Source organism: Stenotrophomonas sp. (assembly GCF_032099025.1).
Taxonomy (GTDB): Bacteria; Pseudomonadota; Gammaproteobacteria; order Xanthomonadales; family Xanthomonadaceae; genus Stenotrophomonas.
The window spans coordinates 90,344-106,487 of record NZ_DAMCID010000002.1 but is presented as its reverse complement, the minus strand read 5'-3'; the positions used below and the strand labels follow the sequence as shown (position 1 = coordinate 106,487).

At 67.1% G+C, this 16,144-nt stretch carries 17 protein-coding genes; 8 read left to right on the top strand and 9 right to left on the bottom strand.

Annotation, left to right across the window (positions count from 1 at the left end; all coding sequences use genetic code 11):
* Positions 1 to 137: 137 nt before the first annotated feature.
* The gene (locus RT456_RS02700; RefSeq protein ID WP_313342144.1) at positions 138 to 779 is read left to right on the top strand and encodes an SCP2 sterol-binding domain-containing protein; all 642 of its coding nucleotides are present in this window, start codon (positions 138 to 140) and stop codon (positions 777 to 779) included.
* The gene (gene ubiB / locus RT456_RS02695; protein WP_313342142.1) at positions 776 to 2,434 is read left to right on the top strand and encodes a ubiquinone biosynthesis regulatory protein kinase UbiB; all 1,659 of its coding nucleotides are present in this window, start codon (positions 776 to 778) and stop codon (positions 2,432 to 2,434) included. Before RT456_RS02700 ends, ubiB begins: the two co-directional genes overlap by 4 nt.
* 48 nt (positions 2,435 to 2,482) lie before the next feature.
* Here ubiB and RT456_RS02690 read toward each other — a convergent pair whose 3' ends face one another.
* From RT456_RS02690 to RT456_RS02675, 4 genes are read right to left on the bottom strand one after another with little or no spacing between them, the layout of a single operon-like run.
* Positions 2,483 to 3,271: a YaiO family outer membrane beta-barrel protein gene (locus RT456_RS02690; RefSeq protein WP_313342140.1), complete on the bottom strand. Its 789-nt coding sequence runs from the start codon at positions 3,269 to 3,271 to the stop codon at positions 2,483 to 2,485.
* 8 nt (positions 3,272 to 3,279) lie between these two features.
* The gene (locus tag RT456_RS02685; protein ID WP_313342138.1) at positions 3,280 to 3,888 is read right to left on the bottom strand and encodes an acetyltransferase; all 609 of its coding nucleotides are present in this window, start codon (positions 3,886 to 3,888) and stop codon (positions 3,280 to 3,282) included.
* Positions 3,875 to 5,014, bottom strand: coding sequence for a glycosyltransferase family 2 protein (locus RT456_RS02680; RefSeq protein WP_313342135.1), 1,140 nt, complete (start codon positions 5,012 to 5,014; stop codon positions 3,875 to 3,877). The genes RT456_RS02685 and RT456_RS02680 overlap by 14 nt, the downstream gene beginning before the upstream one ends.
* Entirely contained in the window at positions 5,014 to 5,631 is a 618-nt protein-coding gene (locus tag RT456_RS02675) for a PIG-L deacetylase family protein (RefSeq protein WP_313342132.1), read from the bottom strand. Before RT456_RS02675 ends, RT456_RS02680 begins: the two co-directional genes overlap by 1 nt.
* A 210-nt stretch (positions 5,632 to 5,841) precedes the next feature.
* Here RT456_RS02675 and RT456_RS02670 point away from each other — a divergent pair, with 210 nt between their 5' ends.
* Positions 5,842 to 6,555: a pseudouridine synthase gene (locus RT456_RS02670; protein ID WP_313342129.1), complete on the top strand. Its 714-nt coding sequence runs from the start codon at positions 5,842 to 5,844 to the stop codon at positions 6,553 to 6,555.
* Between the two features lie 240 nt (positions 6,556 to 6,795).
* On the opposite strand, the gene RT456_RS02665 is transcribed toward RT456_RS02670, so the two are convergent.
* A complete protein-coding gene (locus tag RT456_RS02665) occupies positions 6,796 to 7,356 on the bottom strand; it encodes a DUF2059 domain-containing protein (protein ID WP_313342126.1) in 561 nt (186 codons plus the stop codon).
* 153 nt (positions 7,357 to 7,509) lie between these two features.
* Here RT456_RS02665 and arfB point away from each other — a divergent pair, with 153 nt between their 5' ends.
* From arfB to dcp, 3 genes are all read left to right on the top strand, one after another.
* Complete coding sequence (arfB, locus tag RT456_RS02660; protein ID WP_313342123.1) at positions 7,510 to 7,941, top strand: alternative ribosome rescue aminoacyl-tRNA hydrolase ArfB; 432 nt, start codon at positions 7,510 to 7,512, stop codon at positions 7,939 to 7,941.
* Positions 7,942 to 7,987: 46 nt separating this feature from the next.
* The gene (locus tag RT456_RS02655) at positions 7,988 to 8,548 is read left to right on the top strand and encodes a lysophospholipid acyltransferase family protein (protein ID WP_313342449.1); all 561 of its coding nucleotides are present in this window, start codon (positions 7,988 to 7,990) and stop codon (positions 8,546 to 8,548) included.
* A gap of 135 nt (positions 8,549 to 8,683) precedes the next feature.
* Positions 8,684 to 10,840 (top strand): peptidyl-dipeptidase Dcp, encoded by a 2,157-nt coding sequence (gene dcp / locus RT456_RS02650; protein ID WP_313342121.1) that lies wholly within the window; start codon positions 8,684 to 8,686, stop codon positions 10,838 to 10,840.
* 90 nt (positions 10,841 to 10,930) lie between these two features.
* Here dcp and RT456_RS02645 read toward each other — a convergent pair whose 3' ends face one another.
* Both RT456_RS02645 and RT456_RS02640 read right to left on the bottom strand, forming a co-directional pair.
* Complete coding sequence (locus RT456_RS02645; protein ID WP_313342118.1) at positions 10,931 to 11,374, bottom strand: 3-dehydroquinate dehydratase; 444 nt, start codon at positions 11,372 to 11,374, stop codon at positions 10,931 to 10,933.
* Between the two features lie 3 nt (positions 11,375 to 11,377).
* A complete protein-coding gene (locus RT456_RS02640) occupies positions 11,378 to 11,782 on the bottom strand; it encodes a hypothetical protein (RefSeq protein ID WP_313342115.1) in 405 nt (134 codons plus the stop codon).
* Between the two features lie 186 nt (positions 11,783 to 11,968).
* Between RT456_RS02640 and lepB the strand changes: the two genes are divergently transcribed.
* Together lepB and RT456_RS02630 are read left to right on the top strand one after the other, a co-directional pair.
* Positions 11,969 to 12,595, top strand: a complete 627-nt coding sequence (gene lepB, locus RT456_RS02635) for a signal peptidase I (RefSeq protein ID WP_313342113.1) — start codon at positions 11,969 to 11,971, stop codon at positions 12,593 to 12,595.
* Between the two features lie 348 nt (positions 12,596 to 12,943).
* Entirely contained in the window at positions 12,944 to 14,215 is a 1,272-nt protein-coding gene (locus RT456_RS02630; RefSeq protein WP_313342110.1) for an MFS transporter, read from the top strand.
* On the opposite strand, the gene RT456_RS02625 is transcribed toward RT456_RS02630, so the two are convergent.
* On the bottom strand, positions 14,205 to 15,110 hold the full coding sequence (locus RT456_RS02625) for a LysR substrate-binding domain-containing protein (protein WP_313342108.1): 906 nt from the start codon (positions 15,108 to 15,110) through the stop codon (positions 14,205 to 14,207). The genes RT456_RS02630 and RT456_RS02625 overlap by 11 nt on opposite strands.
* Positions 15,111 to 15,119: 9 nt before the next feature.
* Complete coding sequence (locus RT456_RS02620) at positions 15,120 to 16,088, bottom strand: LysR substrate-binding domain-containing protein (protein ID WP_313342105.1); 969 nt, start codon at positions 16,086 to 16,088, stop codon at positions 15,120 to 15,122.
* Positions 16,089 to 16,144 lie beyond the last annotated feature (56 nt).

Sequence of the window (16,144 nt, the reverse complement as noted above, 5' to 3'; positions counted from 1 at the left end):
GCTCCTGCCATGCGTGTGAGGATGCCCATCATGAAAGCATTCTCCCCGTAGAGCCACGCCCTGCGTGGCTGGAACCGCCGACGGTGCGTCAGCCACGCAGGGCGTGGCTCTACGGGGTAGCGCTGTAGAATGTCGCCATGGCCCGCTCCCTGCTCTCCTCCCTCAAGCCCCTGGCCGGCAATGCGTTGCAGCTCGCGCTCAACCGTACGCTGGCGCTGGACCCCGATACCCGCCGCGCGCTGGTCGCGCTGGATGGCCGCCACATTGCGCTGACCCTGGAGTCGCCGGCACTGGCCATGCGCATCGGGGTGGACGGTGAACGCTTGACGGTGGGCCCGGTGGACCCCCAGCAGGAGCCGGACCTGGCCGTGCGCAGCACGCTGGGCGGGGTGCTGGCGCAGCTGCCGTTCCTGGCCAACGCGCACCGTGGTGGCGATGCCCCGGCGGGCCGGGTGAAGGTCTCCGGTGATGCCGAACTTGCGCGCCGCCTGCAGCAGCTGGCCAGCCGCTTCGATCCGGACTGGCAGCAGCCCTTCGTGCGCGTGTTCGGCGACGTGCTTGGCGTGCAGATCGCCAATGCACTGCGCTCGGCCCTGCAGCATGCGCGCCGTGGCGCGTCCGACCTGGCGCACAGCGCCGCTGATTTTGTCACCGAGGAGTCGCGCGACGTGGTAGCCCGAGCCGAACTGGATGCCTTCCATGACGACGTGGATGTGATCCGCGACGACGTCGAGCGCATTGCCGCGCGGGTGCAGCGTCTGGCGCAGGTGCGCGCATGAAGGCGGTGTTCCGCGCCAGTCGCATTGGTCGGGTGATCCTGCGTTACCGTCTGGACGATCTGCTCGAGGGCACCCAGGTCGAGCGCTGGCTGCGCGTGGCCAAGCCGTTCGTGCCGCGCGCCTCGGCCGACATCGCGGCGCAGTCGCGCGGTGCCCGTCTGCGCCTGGCGCTGCAGGACCTGGGCCCCATCTTCGTCAAGTTTGGCCAGATCCTCTCCACCCGCCGCGACCTGATTCCGGCCGACATCGCCAACGAACTCACCCTGCTGCAGGACCGGGTCAAGCCATTCGATGGCGCCGCCGCACAGCGCATCGTGGAAGAAGCGCTGGGCCGCCCGGTGAGCGAGGCATTCGCCACCTTCGACCTGCAGCCGCTGGCGTCGGCCTCGATCGCGCAGGTGCATGCCGCCACGCTCGCCGATGGTCGCCAGGTCGTGGTGAAGGTGCTGCGGCCGGACATCGAGAAGCAGATCGATGCAGACATCGCGCTGCTCAAGTCGGCCGCCGCGCTGGTCGAGCGCACCCATCCGCGCGCCGACAGGATCCGCCCGCGCGAAGTCGTGGCTGAAGTTGAAAACACCCTGGCCGCCGAGCTGGACCTGCAACGCGAAGGCGCCAATGCCAGCGTGCTGCGCCGCAACTGGGTGGATTCGGACGACCTGTATGTGCCCGAGGTGATCTGGAGCCACACCGCCGAACGCGCGCTGACGCTGGAGCGGGTGTGGGGCATTCCGTCGGACGACATCGCCGCGCTGGACAAGGCCGGCATCGACCGCAAGGCGCTGGCAGCCAAGGGCGTGCGCGTGTTCTACACGCAGGTGTTCCGCGACAACTTCTTCCATGCCGATGCGCACGCCGGCAACATCTGGGTCGACACCGATCCGATGCGCCGCGACAACCCGCGCTTCATCGCGCTGGACTTCGGCATCATGGGCCAGCTGTCCGAAGAAGATCAGTACTACCTGGCCGAGAATTTCATGGCCATCTTCAACAAGGACTACCGGCGCATGGCCGAGCTCCATGTCGAAGCCGGCTGGATGCCCAACAACGTGCGCATCGATGAGCTGGAAGCTGCCGCGCGTTCGGTGTGCGAACCGTACTTCACCCGCCCGCTGTCGCAGATCTCGCTGGCCGAGGTGCTGATCAAGCTGTTCCGCGTGGCCCAGCGTTACGAGCTCACGCTGCAGCCGCAGCTGATCCTGCTGCAGAAGACGCTGCTCAACATCGAAGGCGTCGGTCGCCAGCTCGACCCCGAGCTGGACATCTGGGCGGTGGCGCGGCCGGTGCTCGAGCGCATCCTGCGCGAGCGTTACAGCCCGCGCCGGGTGCTGAAGGAACTGCGCAAGCGCCTGCCGGAAATCATGACCCACACGCCCGACATGCCGCGCCTGGTGCACGCCTGGCTGCGCCAGCAGGTGGAAGGCGGGCACGAACTGTCGATGCGCTCGCAGGACCTGGTGGCACTCAACACCAACCTTCAGAAGCTGCAGAAGCGCGCCGTGGCGGCCATCGCCGGCGTGGGCCTGCTGATCGTCGCGGCGGTGCTGTACGGCATGCAGCCGGGCGGCTGGTACGTCGGTGATGCGCCGGTATGGAGCTGGGTGAGCGGCGCGGCGGGCCTGTTCTCGCTGGCCAGTGCGTGGTGGCGCCGGTGAGGTGACGCGTCCCCAAGGCGGCCTGTTACCGCCTTGGAGAGCATCGCGTTACCAGTGGTAGCCCAGACCCAGATGGGAGCTGATGCTGTTGAAACGCGCGAAGCGGGTTTCATGCCAGGTCTTGCCAATGCCGGCATTGAGCATCAGGTGTTCGCCCACCGGATGGTTGCGGCGCAGGAAAATACTGGTGGAGCGGGTGTCGCGCAGCAGCAGCGGGTCCATGTCCGAGGCGTAGGCGGACGTGCCGCGCCCCATCCATAGCTGGCTCGAACCACGCCCCTGGGCGTCCTTCAGGCGCAGCATCAGCGTGTTGCCGTTGCCACTGCCACCGGTGGAGAGATGGTTCCGGCTGTAGCGGTAACTCGCGCTGACACGCGGGAAATAATACTCCGCACCCGCCGACCAGCCCGATACGTAAGTGGCGCCGTAGTACTCCGCATAGCGTCCGCTGACGTTAAGGAGGGTGTTGGGCAGCACCTTCAGCTTCACCTCATGGCTGATGTCGCGGTTGGCGAACACAGGGCTGTCATCGGAGAACGTGGCCGACGTCCGCGTGGACACGCGTCGGCTCCAATCGTGATGCAACGATGCACCCAGGCGGGTGCCGCTGTAGGCGGTATCGCCGAAGTCACGTTGTCCATGCGCTGCATTCAGCTGCCAACGGCTACTGGCGGTCCGGCCTGTGATGGCAACGCCGGCGACATCGCGACTGCCACGTGCCTGGTCGTAGTCGTTGTGGTCGACCTGTGCGGTGACGGATTCCACGCCGGCCTGCGCGCAGGGAACAGCGGCCAGCACAAGGGCGCACGTCAGTGCGCTGTGGGTAGGGAAGTGCATGGTTGCGTTTACTCCAGGGGTTGAATGAGGTGCAGCTGCTGTGCGAGCCGGTAGCGGCCCGCCGGCAGATTCTTCTCGACGGTGATCCGCGGACCCAGCTGCGTGTGCGGTGCCACGATGCGTCCGGGCAGGATGATCACGCCCACGCCGAGCGAGGCGTGGGCGCCGATACAGGCACCGAGCTTTGGCAGGCCGGTGTCCAGCAGCACGCCTTGGTGCAGCACCTTGACGGTGCACGCGTCGAGCCGGTGATTGCTGGTGCGGACCAGTGCGCCCAGATAGGCCGAATCATTGACAATGCTGTCGGCCACGAAGCACTGCGGGCCGATGCTGACGTCATGGCCAAGACGTGCCTGCTTCAGTTCGGACGAGAAACCGATGCTGCAGCGGTCGCCTATGACCGTGCTCCCGCGAATCAGCGTGTTGTTACCGATCATGCAGTCGCGACCGATACGTACCGGGCCGCGAATGAGGGCGCCGGCGCAGACGCGGGTGCCTGCCTCGATCACTACGTTGCCGTGGATACGGGCCTCCGGGGAGATGTCCGCATCCGGGGAGATGCGCCGCGACAGTGAGGCCAAGGCGACCTCCTGGTTGCGCAGGTCAGTCCACCACATGGGCAACCCTGCTGGGCTTGTCGCGAGCCGGCTCGCGTCCGGTCACCAGCCCTTTGACACCGTGCAGCAACCAGATCGCATAGGCGAGCAGCACGTAGATCACCGAGAACGCAGCGGCGGGGATCAGCGACGGGCGGCGGTGATGCACGGCGCTGACCGCACCCATCGTCATCACTACACACAGCCAGGTCAGGGGGAGGGCCACCATCACGACGTCGCGCAGCCCGCCGCGCTGTGAGGCGCCATACCAGACGGCGATGGCCGTCACCGCGCCCACCAGTGCGAGCACCACCATCGGCAGGATGCTGAACAGTCCGAAGCGGGTCGGCAGCAGACGCCAGTGCAGGCGCATGCAGACGGAGTAGCCGACGATCCATCGCCGCCAACGGCGCCATTCCTCGGTGAATGTGTTGCATTCCTGCGGGTACACGAAACAGCGGTTGCATTGGCGCAGCCGGTAGCCGCGCGCGACCAGGGACCACGACATATCCAGGTCTTCCACCTTGGTCCGGTCGGAGAAACCTACTGCGCGCAGCACCTCCGTGCGGAACATGCCGCAGGAGCCTGAGATGATGAACGGTGCGCCGCCCAGCAACTGCTGCAGCGTGCGCTTGAGTACGATCATCGGCAGCTTCAGGCTGGCCCGAACGTGCGGCAGGAAGCCGGCGCCCTCCAGCGATGAGGAAGGCACTCCGCCCACGGCGTCGGCACCCGCGCGGATCTCAGCCAGCAGGTAGCCGAGCCCGTCGTCATCGTGAGGCACGCGCGTGTCGGCGTCAGTCAGGAACACCTGCGCGGCGGTGACATGCTCAAGACCGCGCATGAGCGCGCCGCCCTTGCCGGTGTTGTGCTGGTGTACGGCAACCAGGCGACCGTGCCACTGCTTCTGCATATGATCGAGCACAGCGGCGGTGTCGTCGGTGGAGCCGTCGTTGACGCAGATCACTTGGGCGATGTACGGGTTGTGCAGCAGGTCCGTCAGCGCCCGTTGCAGGCACGGGCCTTCGTTGTAGGCCGGCACGATGGCGTCGATGCTGTGATGTTCCCGGCACGGCTGCGTGCGGAAACGCGCGGCGAGGTAGACCAGGACGATCGCACAGAGAGCGAGAAAAAAAGCGATTTCCATTACAGGACCATCCGGTGTGGCACGAAGCCTTCGCATGGGCCAAGGCCTACCTGCTGTCCCCGGAACTGCGCCAGGCAGCGCACGTGTGCTTCGCCCATGTAGTGGCGGTGCTGCTGGCTGGCATGTGCGCGCAATGCGCGCAGCTTCACCTCCATCTGCGAGGAGATATCCTCGTAGATGTCTGGCATGAAGCGTGGCAGCGAACTGGGTGTTTCATAGCAGAGCACCTGGCGTACGCGTCGGAGGGCAACACGGGACGTCTCGAAAACCGTACGGTGGTCCTGATGGCGGTCGTCAGCGGACATGGTGTAGACACGGTCCGGTTGGAATTCGGCGGCCACCTGCTCCAGCCGTGTGGTCAGCTCGCGGCAGACCTCAGGAAAGCGCGTGTCGGGGAAGTCGAGCTGGGTGATGGTGGTCGTTCCGAGCGCACGCAGTGCAGCGGCGGACTCGTACGCACGGTCTGCACCTGCCTCGGCACCCTGGTGGCCGTGGCTCAGGACCAACGCGTGGACGTGCGCACCTGCGCACGCAAGCTTTGACAGGCTGCCGCCGCAGCCAAGCTCGATGTCGTCCGGATGCGCACCAATAGCCAGGATCCTGGGCAAATTTGACATGGGGGAGGGCCGCCGCTGAACTGCGCGACCGTTCGCCTGTTGGAGGGGAGCGGAATATGACAAGTGCGCGGTGCAGTTGAACTACAACAAATCCGAAGCTGCATTTAGGAGGATGTGTCTGTTCATGCTGCGGAACCCGGGATTCCCGCGCGCTGTGCCGAAGACGCAGCGAGGATGGCGCTCTCGGCAGTTGCCGGGGATAATCAGCCGGTGAACGAACCTGAACTGGAAATTTCCCGCCCTGTCCTGCAGCTGCTGCATGTCGACGACCGCCTGGCGGTGGTGAACAAGCCGGCCGGGCTGATGGTCCACGACAGCAAGCTGGCCCGCGGCGAGGATGACTTCCTCGCCGACCGGCTGCGCGACCAGTTGGGCAAGCCCATTTTCCTTGTGCACCGGTTGGACCGCGCCACCAGCGGCTGCCTCCTGCTAGCGTTCGACCGTGAGAGCGCCAGCGTGCTGGGCAAATCGCTGATGGGCGGCGATGTCACCAAGGACTACCTGGCGATCTGCCGCGGTTGGCCGGCCGAAGAGGCGTTCACGGTGGACCATGACCTGGACGGCGGCCCCGGCAAGCCGGTCAAGAAGCAGGCCATCACCCATTTCCAGCGCGTGGCAGTGGGCGAGATCGCCGTGCCGGTGGGCGAGTTCGAGACCTCGCGCTATGCGCTGCTGCGCTGCCAGCCGCAGACCGGGCGCTTCCGCCAGATCCGCCGTCACCTCAAGCACCTGTCGCATCACCTGATCGGCGACACCAGCCATGGCGATGGCCGCCACAACCGCAGCTTCCGCATGCAGGGCATCCACCGCATGCTGCTGCACGCCGAGCGGCTGCGCTTCCCGCATCCAGACGGCACGCCGATGGATGTCAGCGCCCCGGTGGAAGGCGAGTTCCGCAAGGCGATGGATCTGTTCGGGTGGTGAAGCCGGACCGACTTTGTAGGGCCGACGGGGCACAACCGACGGGGTACAACCGACGGGGCACAACCGACGGGGCACAACCGACTGGGCACAACCGACTGGGTAGAGCTGACTGTTAGTCAGCTGCCTTTGCCGTAGAGCCGTCTGTCAGACGGCTGCGAAGAGCGAAGCCGACTAACAGTCGGCTCTACCCAGTCGGTTGTACCCAGGCGGCTCTACGCAGTCGGCTCTACCCCGTCGGGCTTATTTTTTCGCAGGAGCCGGAGCGCTCGCCGGCGCTGCCTGTTCTTCATTCACGATCGCCTCCAGGTCCTTCTGCAGGTCCACGAACAGCGGCTGCATCTTGTCCTGGATGGCCACCATCACGTTCTGCATCAGCGCCGGGGTCTTGTCGAGCAGGCTCTGCCCGGCCGAGCTCTCGTAGAACTCGGCCATCGCCAGCACGTCTTCCTTGCTGAAGGTCTTCTTGTAGAGGTCCACGTACATCGGCCGCAGCTGCTGCCACGACAGCGCCTGGCGGATGGTCTGGTTGGTGCGCTGCTCGATCCGCTGCAGCTGCGCCTTCTGGGTGTCATCCAGCTTGCGCTGCTGGGCCACCTGCTGGAACTGCTGGCGCTGCATCGCCTCGATCTGCGGCAGCATGGTGTCCAGCATGCTCTGCGCGCGCGAGGCGGCCAGCAGGCGGTTGATGTCCGCGTCCGACGGCGGCGCGGCCAGGGCGGGGGCGATGGCCGCCAGTCCCAGCGCGAGGGTCAGGGCCAGGCGGGTCAGGCCACGGCGGGCCGGCGAAGGGGTCAACATCATCGGGCAGCATCCTGCGTTGCGTGAAAGCCAGAGCATACCTGCGATGCGGTGATGGGTCAGTGCCCGCACCTCCTGCTTTTATGCGCCTTATCGGCGCCATTGGCGTACGTTGTGGTCACCAATGGCGGCGTTACTGCCTTTACAATGCGCCCCATGGCAAACGGTCCTGTCACCATCACGGCACACCTGGCGATTCCGGACACGGAGATCGTCGAGCGTTTCGTGCGCGCCAGCGGCGCCGGCGGGCAGAACGTGAACAAGGTGTCCACCGCCGTTGAACTGCGCTTCGACGTGGCCGGCTCGCCGTCCCTGCCCGAGCCCCTGCGCGAGCGCCTGCTGGCGCGGCGCGACCGGCGCATGACCGGCGAAGGCGTGCTGGTCATCGATGCGCAGCGTTTCCGCACCCAGGACCGCAACCGCGAGGACGCACGCGATCGCCTGGCCGAATTCATCCAGGCCAGCCTCAGCGTGCCCAAGCCGCGTGTGGCCACCAAGCCATCGTACGGGGCCAAGCTGCGCCGGCTGGATGAAAAGAAAGGTCGCGCGCAGATCAAGCGCGGCCGCACCACACGCAATTGGGAGTGATTGCTTGAACAACCGAAGTCCGCTGTTGCCGCCTGTGCCGCCCAACATGCCGCAGGTCAAACCGAACCGCTTCCTCCGCTGGCTGGCCCGGTGCACGTTGCGTCTGGGCGGCTGGAAAGTGACCGGCACCTTCCCGGACGTGCCCAAGCTGGTCTTCATCGTCGCCCCGCACTCGTCCAACTGGGACGGCTTCTGGGGCATGGCGGCCAAGATCGCACTGGGCATGCAGGTGAAGGTGCTGGGCAAGGCCTCGCTGTTCTGGTGGCCGCTGTCGCCACTGCTGCGCGCCCTGGGTGTGATCCCGCTGGACCGCAGCTCGCCGCAGGGCACGGTGGAGCAGGCGGTCAGCCTGCTCCGTGGTTCGGAGCGCATGTGGTATGCCATCACGCCCGAGGGAACCCGCAAGGCGGTGACCCACTGGAAGGCCGGGTTCCTGAAGATCGCGCGCATGGCCGACGTGCCGGTGCTGGCCTGCTACTTCCATTACCCGGAAAAGACCATCGGCATTGGTCCGCTGTTCTATTCCACCGGCGACGACGTGGCCGACATGGCCACCATCCGCGAGTATTACCGGCCGTGGCACGGCAAGAACCGCGGCACGGTCTGAACGCCCGCGGGCGCGGCGCTGCCCCTGGCCGGCAAGGCCAGGCGCCACGTCCGGCACATGCCGGGCGGGGCCAATGGGAGTAGGGTTATCGGCTGCGGTTCTGAGCCGCTTTACCTCATTCCAGGAGCCCGTTTCATGTCGCGTACCGTAATCTTGGCCGCTGCCATCAGCCTGGCGCTGGCGGCCTGTTCCGGCAAGGAGTCCACCCCCGTGTCCGACACCCAGACCCCCGCCGCGCAGCAGCCGGCCGATGCCTCCACCAATCCCCTGTTGAGCGCCAGCACGCTGCCGTTCCAGGCGCCGCCGTTCGACCGCATCAAGGACAGTGACTACCTGCCGGCCTTCAACGAAGGCATGAAGCAGCACCTGGCCGAAGTGCGCAAGATCGCCGACAACGCCGAACCGGCGACGTTCGACAACACCATCGAAGCGCTCGAGCGCAGCGGCGAGACCCTGACCCGCGTCTCGCGCGTGTTCTTCGGCCTGGTCCAGGCCGACACCAACGACGCGCGCCAGAAGATCCAGGAAGAAGTCGCCCCGAAGCTGGCCGAGCACCAGGACGAGATCAACCTCGACCCGAAGCTGTTCGCCCGCGTGAAGAGCGTCTATGACCAGCGCGATGCGCTTGGCCTGGACCCGGTGCAGAAGCGCCTGGTCGAACGTGATTACCAGGAATTCGTGCGCGCCGGCGCGCAGCTGTCCGACGCTGACAAGGCCAGCCTGCGCAAGCTCAACGTGGAAGAAACCACGCTGGCCACGCAGTTCCACACCCGCCTGGTGGCTGCCACCGCCGCCGCCGCCGTGGTGGTGGACGACAAGGCCAACCTGGCCGGTCTGAGCGAGGAGGAGATCAACACGGCCGCGTCCGATGCCAAGGCGCGCAACCTGGAAGGCAAGTTCCTGCTGCCGCTGCAGAACACCACCCAGCAGCCGGTGCTGGCCTCGCTGAGCAACCGTGAGCAGCGTGCCGCCGTGCTCAAGGCCTCGGAAACCCGCGCCGAGCGCGGCGATGCCAACGACACCCGGCAGACCGTGCAGCGCCTGGCCCAGCTGCGTGCGCAGAAGGCCAAGCTGCTCGGCTTCGAGAACTACGCCGCGTACAGCCTGGCCGACCAGATGGCCAAGACCCCGGCCGCCGCGCTCAAGCTGCTCACCGACACCGTGCCGGCGGCCACCGCCAAGGCGCGTGGCGAGATCGGCGAAATGCAGAAGGTCATCGACGCCCAGAAGGGTGGCTTCCCGCTGGCCGCATCGGACTGGGACTTCTACGCCGAACAGGTGCGCAAGGCCCAGTACGACCTGGACGAGTCCCAGATCAAGCCGTACTTCGAGCTGGACAACGTGCTGCAGAACGGCGTCTTCTACGCCGCCACGCAGCTGTACGGCGTGACCTTCAAGCAGCGCACCGACATTCCGACCTACCACGCGGACATGAAGGTGTATGAAGTGTTCGACAAGGACGGCACCTCGCTGGCGCTGTTCTACACCGACTACTTCAAGCGCGACAGCAAGTCCGGCGGCGCGTGGATGGACGTGTTCGTCGAGCAGAACGGCCTCACTGGCGACAAGCCGGTGGTCTACAACGTCTGCAACTTCACCAAGCCCGCCGCCGGCCAGCCGGCGCTGCTGAGCTTCGATGACGTCACCACGATGTTCCATGAGTTCGGCCATGCGCTGCACGGCATGTTCTCGAACGTGAAGTACCCGTCCATCGCCGGCACCAGCACCTCGCGCGACTTCGTCGAGTTCCCGTCGCAGTTCAACGAGCATTGGGCGCTGGACCCGAAGGTCTTCGCCAACTACGCCAAGAACTACAAGACCGGCGAACCGATGCCGCAGGCGCTGGTGGACAAGATCCTCAAGGCGCGCACCTTCAACCAGGGCTACGCGACCACCGAGTATCTGTCGGCCGCACTGCTCGACCTGGCCTGGCACACCCAGCCGGCCGACGCCAAGCTGCAGGACGTGGCGCCGTTTGAAGCGGCCGCGCTGAAGAAGTTCAAGGTCGACCTGCCGCAGGTGCCGCCGCGCTACCGCACCACCTACTTCGACCACATCTGGGGTGGCGGTTATTCGTCCGGTTACTACGCCTACTTCTGGGCGGAGGTGCTCGACCATGACGCCTTCGAGTGGTTCAAGGAGCATGGTGGCCTGACCGCCGCGAACGGCCAGGAATTCCGCGACAAGATCCTCTCGCGCGGCAACAGCGTGGAGCTGGCCGATCTGTACCGCGAGTTCCGCGGCAAGGATCCGTCGGTGGAACCGCTGCTGGTGAATCGTGGGTTGAAGTGATGCCGCAGGCATCACGGTAGGTACCAACTTTTAGTTGGTACGTGACCGGGTTGAAGACGAACGGCAGGGGAAACCCTGCCGTTCGTGCGTCTACGTCCCCACGCGGCACCCCACCTCGCTGCATCCCAGGTGATCCAGCGCGATCTCCAATGCATGCATGTAACTCTGCGCGCAGTACCCATGCGCCACGCCGATGCGCTGGCCGACGTTGGCCGGCAGGCACGCTTCCGGTGCGCTGCTGTCATCGTCATGCACCTCCACGTACGCGTTGTGCAGGTGCGGCAGCAGGCGCTGCAGGCGCGGGCTGTCCACGCAGGCGCCGGGGTCGAGCAGGGTGATCTCGCCACGGCTGTGATCGGCCACGCGCAGCGCATCCAGCAGCTCCTGTTCCGAGCCGCAGGCGCGGATCGCCACCGTGGTGCCCGCGTCGATCGCGCGGTGCACCAGCGCCTTCAGCACCGGCGCCGGCAACGGCTGCGCGGTGCGGATCAACAGGCCGCTCGCTTCGGGGCCACGAATGATGAAGATCGACATGGCTCAGGCGCTCCCGGCAGGCGTCTGCAGGCGGTGTGCGGCAATGGCCAATGACAGCCGGCAGGCGTCATCGCGCCCGCTGCTGCACACCACCCGCGCCGCCGGCGCGTGCAGCGGGTGCAGGTGCGCGTCCAGGCCGTCGTCATCGTTGGCGGCCATCTCGATGTACGGCGCCGGCAAGGCCTCCAGCGCCGCGCACAGGTCGCGGCCATGGGCGGCCCACTGCGCAGGGTCGGCGGCGGCCGTTTCGATCAGCACCCACGCCGGCTGGCTTTCCCGGGCCTGGCGCAGGCACTGCAGCAGCGCCGGCAGGCTGGCGCAGTCCTGGCAGTGCACGGCGTGGCCGGCCAGCTGGGCCGGCACCGGCAGCGGGTCCGGCGATGCCTGCCGGATCAACAGGATGGTCATGGAACACCTCGACAAAACGCCCGGGGGCGCGGTGTCGACACGATGCGCGCGGGGGGCATAAAGCAGCGATGACCCGCATACCGGAGACGCGTAAACAATGCGTAGCTTTTCCGTTGGTCGTCACTATGGGAACTCGGGGCGCACATCACCGGTCCGACCCAACTCATACCCGCAAGGATCGCCCACATGACCGCTGCCGCCGCCGAACCCCGCTCACAAGGCGTGTTCCACTGGCTGAAGAAGGAGGCCCTGCCACTGCTGGTCATGCTCGGCCTGCTGGCCGCCGCGCGCGACAGCCTGGCCAACCACTACCAGGTGCCCAGCGGCTCCATGCAGCACACCCTGGAACCGGGCGACCGCGTGGTGGTGGACATGCGCGCCTATGGTCTGCGCCTGCCGTTCACCTCGGTGGAACTGCTGCACACCGGCGTGCCGCAGCGTGGCGAGGTGGCCGTGTTTGATTCCCCGCAGGACGGCACCCGCCTGATCAAGCGCATCGCCGCCGTGGGCGGGGACCGCGTGGAACTGCATGCGGGCCACCTCAGCATCAACGGCCAGCCGCTGGCGCGGGCCGGCACCGATGAGGTGGAAGACTTCGGGCGCACCCTGGCCCAGCTCGACCTGGGGCAGGGCGGCGGCCCGGACATCACCGGGCTGCGCGTGCCGGCCGGCAAGGTGCTGATGCTCGGCGACCACCGCGGCAACAGCGCCGATGGCCGCTATTTCGGCCTGGTGGAGGCGAGCGCGCTGTATGGCAAAGCGGCGCGCGTGTACTACCGTCGCGGCGAAGGGTTCACCTGGCAGGCGCTGTGACGTTACCGGGAGCCGGCCAGCGGCCGGCACTACGTAGAGCCCGACCGGCAGGACCGGCCGTCCGTAGAGCCCGACCGGCAGGACCGGCCGTTCGTAGAGCGCGGTCGGCAGGACCGGCCGTTCGTAGAGCCCGGCCGGTAGGACCGGTCGTTCGTAGAGTCCGGCCGGCAGGACCGGCCGTTCGTAGAGCGCGGTCGGCAGGACCGGCGTTGGCCGGCCCCCGCAGTCCTTGATTGATATATGAAACATCTCAATCCAGACCGCTCAGGTTATGGATCGACCTGTACCCGCTGCCTATCCTGAGCGCTGACTCCTACGCACCGGCCCACCCCCACGGGCCCTGACGCAATGAACGGCGATACCGCAGCGCTGCCCGAGCGCAGTTCCACCAACAATCCGCCCACGCGTTCGCAGCACATCGAACAGGGCACGCCGGCCTTTCGGCGCACCGCCGTGGCGCTGTTCCTGGCCGGGTTCTCCACCTTCGGCCTGCTCTACACCGTGCAGCCGCTGCTGCCGGAATTCAGCCGTCACTTCGGGGTCTCGGCGGCCAACAGCGCGCTGGCGCTGTCGCTGAGCACGGGCCTGCTTGCCGTGTCCATGCTGGTGGCCGGGCTGATCTCCGACCGGGTCGGCCGCCGCGGCGTCATGATCACCGCGTTGCTGGCGTCCACGGTGTTGTCTGCCGCCAGCGCCATGGTCGATGACTGGACCACGCTGCTGGTGCTGCGCACCCTGCTGGGCATCGCATTGAGCGGCGTGCCGGCGGTGGCGATGACCTACCTGGTGGAAGAGATGGACAGCCGCGCGCTGGGCCTGGCCATGGGCCTGTACATCGGCGGCAACGCGGTCGGTGGCATGAGCGGGCGGCTGATCGCCGGCATCGTGGCCGACCACTGGGGCTGGCGCTGGGGCATCGGCGCCGTGTCGGCCATCGCGGTGCTGAGCACCGCGCTGCTGTGGGTGCAGCTGCCGCCGTCGCGGCACTTCCAGAGCCGCCGTGGCGGCCTGCGCGAACTGCCCGCGCGCTGGCGCCAACTCTTCGCCGACCCGGGCCTGCCGTCGTTGTTCGCCACCGCCTTCGTGCTGATGGGCGTGTTCGTCACGCTCTACAACTACCTCGGCTACCACCTGCTGGCCCCGCCGTACCGGCTCAGCCAGACCGTGGTCGGGTTGATCTTCAGCGTGTACCTGGTGGGCACCTTCAGCTCGGCCTGGATGGGCCAGCAGGCCAGCCGGCATGGACGCAGCCGCGTGCTGGGCATCTGCTACGGGTTGATCGGGCTGGGCATCGTGCTGCTCGCGCTGCCCTGGCTGGGCTGCATGGCGGTGGGTATCGCGCTGGTGACCTTCGGCTTCTTCGGCGGCCACTCGGTGGCCAGCAGCTGGGTCGGCAGCCGCGCCGGGGTGATGCGCGCGGAGGCGTCGGCGCTGTACCTGTTCGCCTACTACCTGGGTTCCAGCCTGGCCGGCGTAGCCGGCGGCATGTTCTACACCCGCTGGGACTGGTGGGGCGTGTGTGCATTCACCGCCGTGCTGACCCTGATCGGCGCCACCATCGCCTGGCGCCTGGGCCGCCGCGCGCAACCGGCGCCGGTCGCACTTGCGCTTACCCGCTGACGCCCCCCTGCAGCAGGCGGGTAAAGTGCGTGATCAGCGGTGACGGGCCGCCACGCCGGTAGGCCACATGCACTTCCGAGCTGGCGGCGCGATCGCTCAACGCAACGAAGCGCGCCCCTTCCACATGGATATGGCTGCACGACGCAGGTAGCACCGTCACACCCAGTCCAGAAGCGGCCAGGCTGATCAGCGTCGAGGCCTCGCCGGCTTCCTGGATGATGCGCGGAGTGAAGCCGGCGCTGCGGCACAGCGCGATGAAATGATCGTGGATGCCCGCGCCCACCTCGCGCAGGAACCCCACGAACGGCTCGTGCGCGAACATGCGCAGTGCCACTGCTGCATCGGCCGGCAGGGAACGGATCAGCGGATGCTGGTCATGCACCACCAGCGCCAGCGGATCGCTGAACAGCTTGCGCGACATCAGCGGTGCCGGCAGCGCACGCTTGCGGATCAGGCCCACGTCCAGTTCGTTGGCCACCAGCGCATCGATCTGCTGCAGGGTGTTCATCTCGCGCAGCTTCAACTGCACCTGCGGGAACTGCTGGCGGTACGCGAAGATCGCGCGCGGAATCTGCGTGGACAGCGGCGTCGCGCGGGTCAGCCCGATGCGCAGCTCGCCGGTTTCGCCGCGCTGCGCACGCTGGGTGAGGTCGATGGCCCGCTCCACCCGCGCCAGCGCCTCGGTGGCCTGCGCCTGCAGCACGCGCCCGGCTTCGGTGAGTTCCACGCGGCGGTTGCTGCGCAGGAACAGCCGCGCGCCCAGCAGTGTTTCCAGTTGGCGGATCTGCTGGCTGAGCGGCGGCTGCGACATGCCCAGGCGTTCGGCGGCGCGCCCGAAGTGCAGGGTGTCGGCCACCGCTAAAAAGTACCGCAGGTGGCGCAGTTCGATCGACATGGCAGCGCGTCAGCGTTCGGAATGACCGCTTTCATCATAGCTGCGCGGACTGAACAGGTCCGGCTGGATCAGCTCGATGAAGGCGCGCGCCTGCGGCGACAGGAACCGCCCGCGGCGCACGATCACCCCGTAGCTGCGCTCGGGGAACCACGCGCTCATCGACCGCGTCACCAGCCGGTCGCGGTCGGCGTCGTTGAGGCACAGCGCCGGCACGATGGAAATACCCATGCCCATCGCCACGTACTGCTTGATCACCTCCCAGCCGCCCACTTCCAGTGCCACCGTGTACGGCACGCGCTGGCGCTGGAACACCTGGTCCACCAGCCGGTAAGTGATCTGGCGCTTGGGGGGCAGCACCAGCGGGTAGGCCGAAATCGCCTGCAGGGTCAGCTCCGGCAGGGTGGCCAGCGGGTGGTCGGGCGGGGCGATCAGCACCTGCTCGAAGCGGTAGGCCGGCGCGTAGCTCAGGTCGGCCGGCACCTCGGTCATCGAGCCCACCGCCAGGTCGGCGGCATCGCTGCGCAGCAGGTCGGTGCCATCGGCGCTGATCGCGTTGTGCAGGGTCAGGCGTACGTCCGGGTGGCGCTGGCGGAAGCGCTCCACGATCCGCGGCAGCAGGTACAGGATGGTGGAGCTGTTGGCCGCGATGTTCAGCTCGCCCGCATCCAGCCCTTTGACCTTGTCGCGGAAGCGCGCCTCCAGCCCATCCAGATTCTCCACCAGCGGCTGCGCCATTTCATACAGGAGCTGGCCCTCCCGGCTGGGCACCAGGCGCCGCCCACTGCGCTCGAACAAGCCCACCCCCAACTCGCGCTCCAGCGCCTGCAGCTGCTGGCTGATCGCCGGCTGGCTGACGAACAGCGCCTCAGCCGCCCGTGAGACTGAGCCCAGACGGACCGTCTGGCAGAACGCCCGCAGCGGCTTGAGCCGGTCGGACTTGTAGGAAAAACGCGGACTTGGCGGTCGCGGTGTGGGCATGGCGTAACGAGTATAAGCACATCTTATGTAATGCATTGCGATAACTGTTTTGCCAA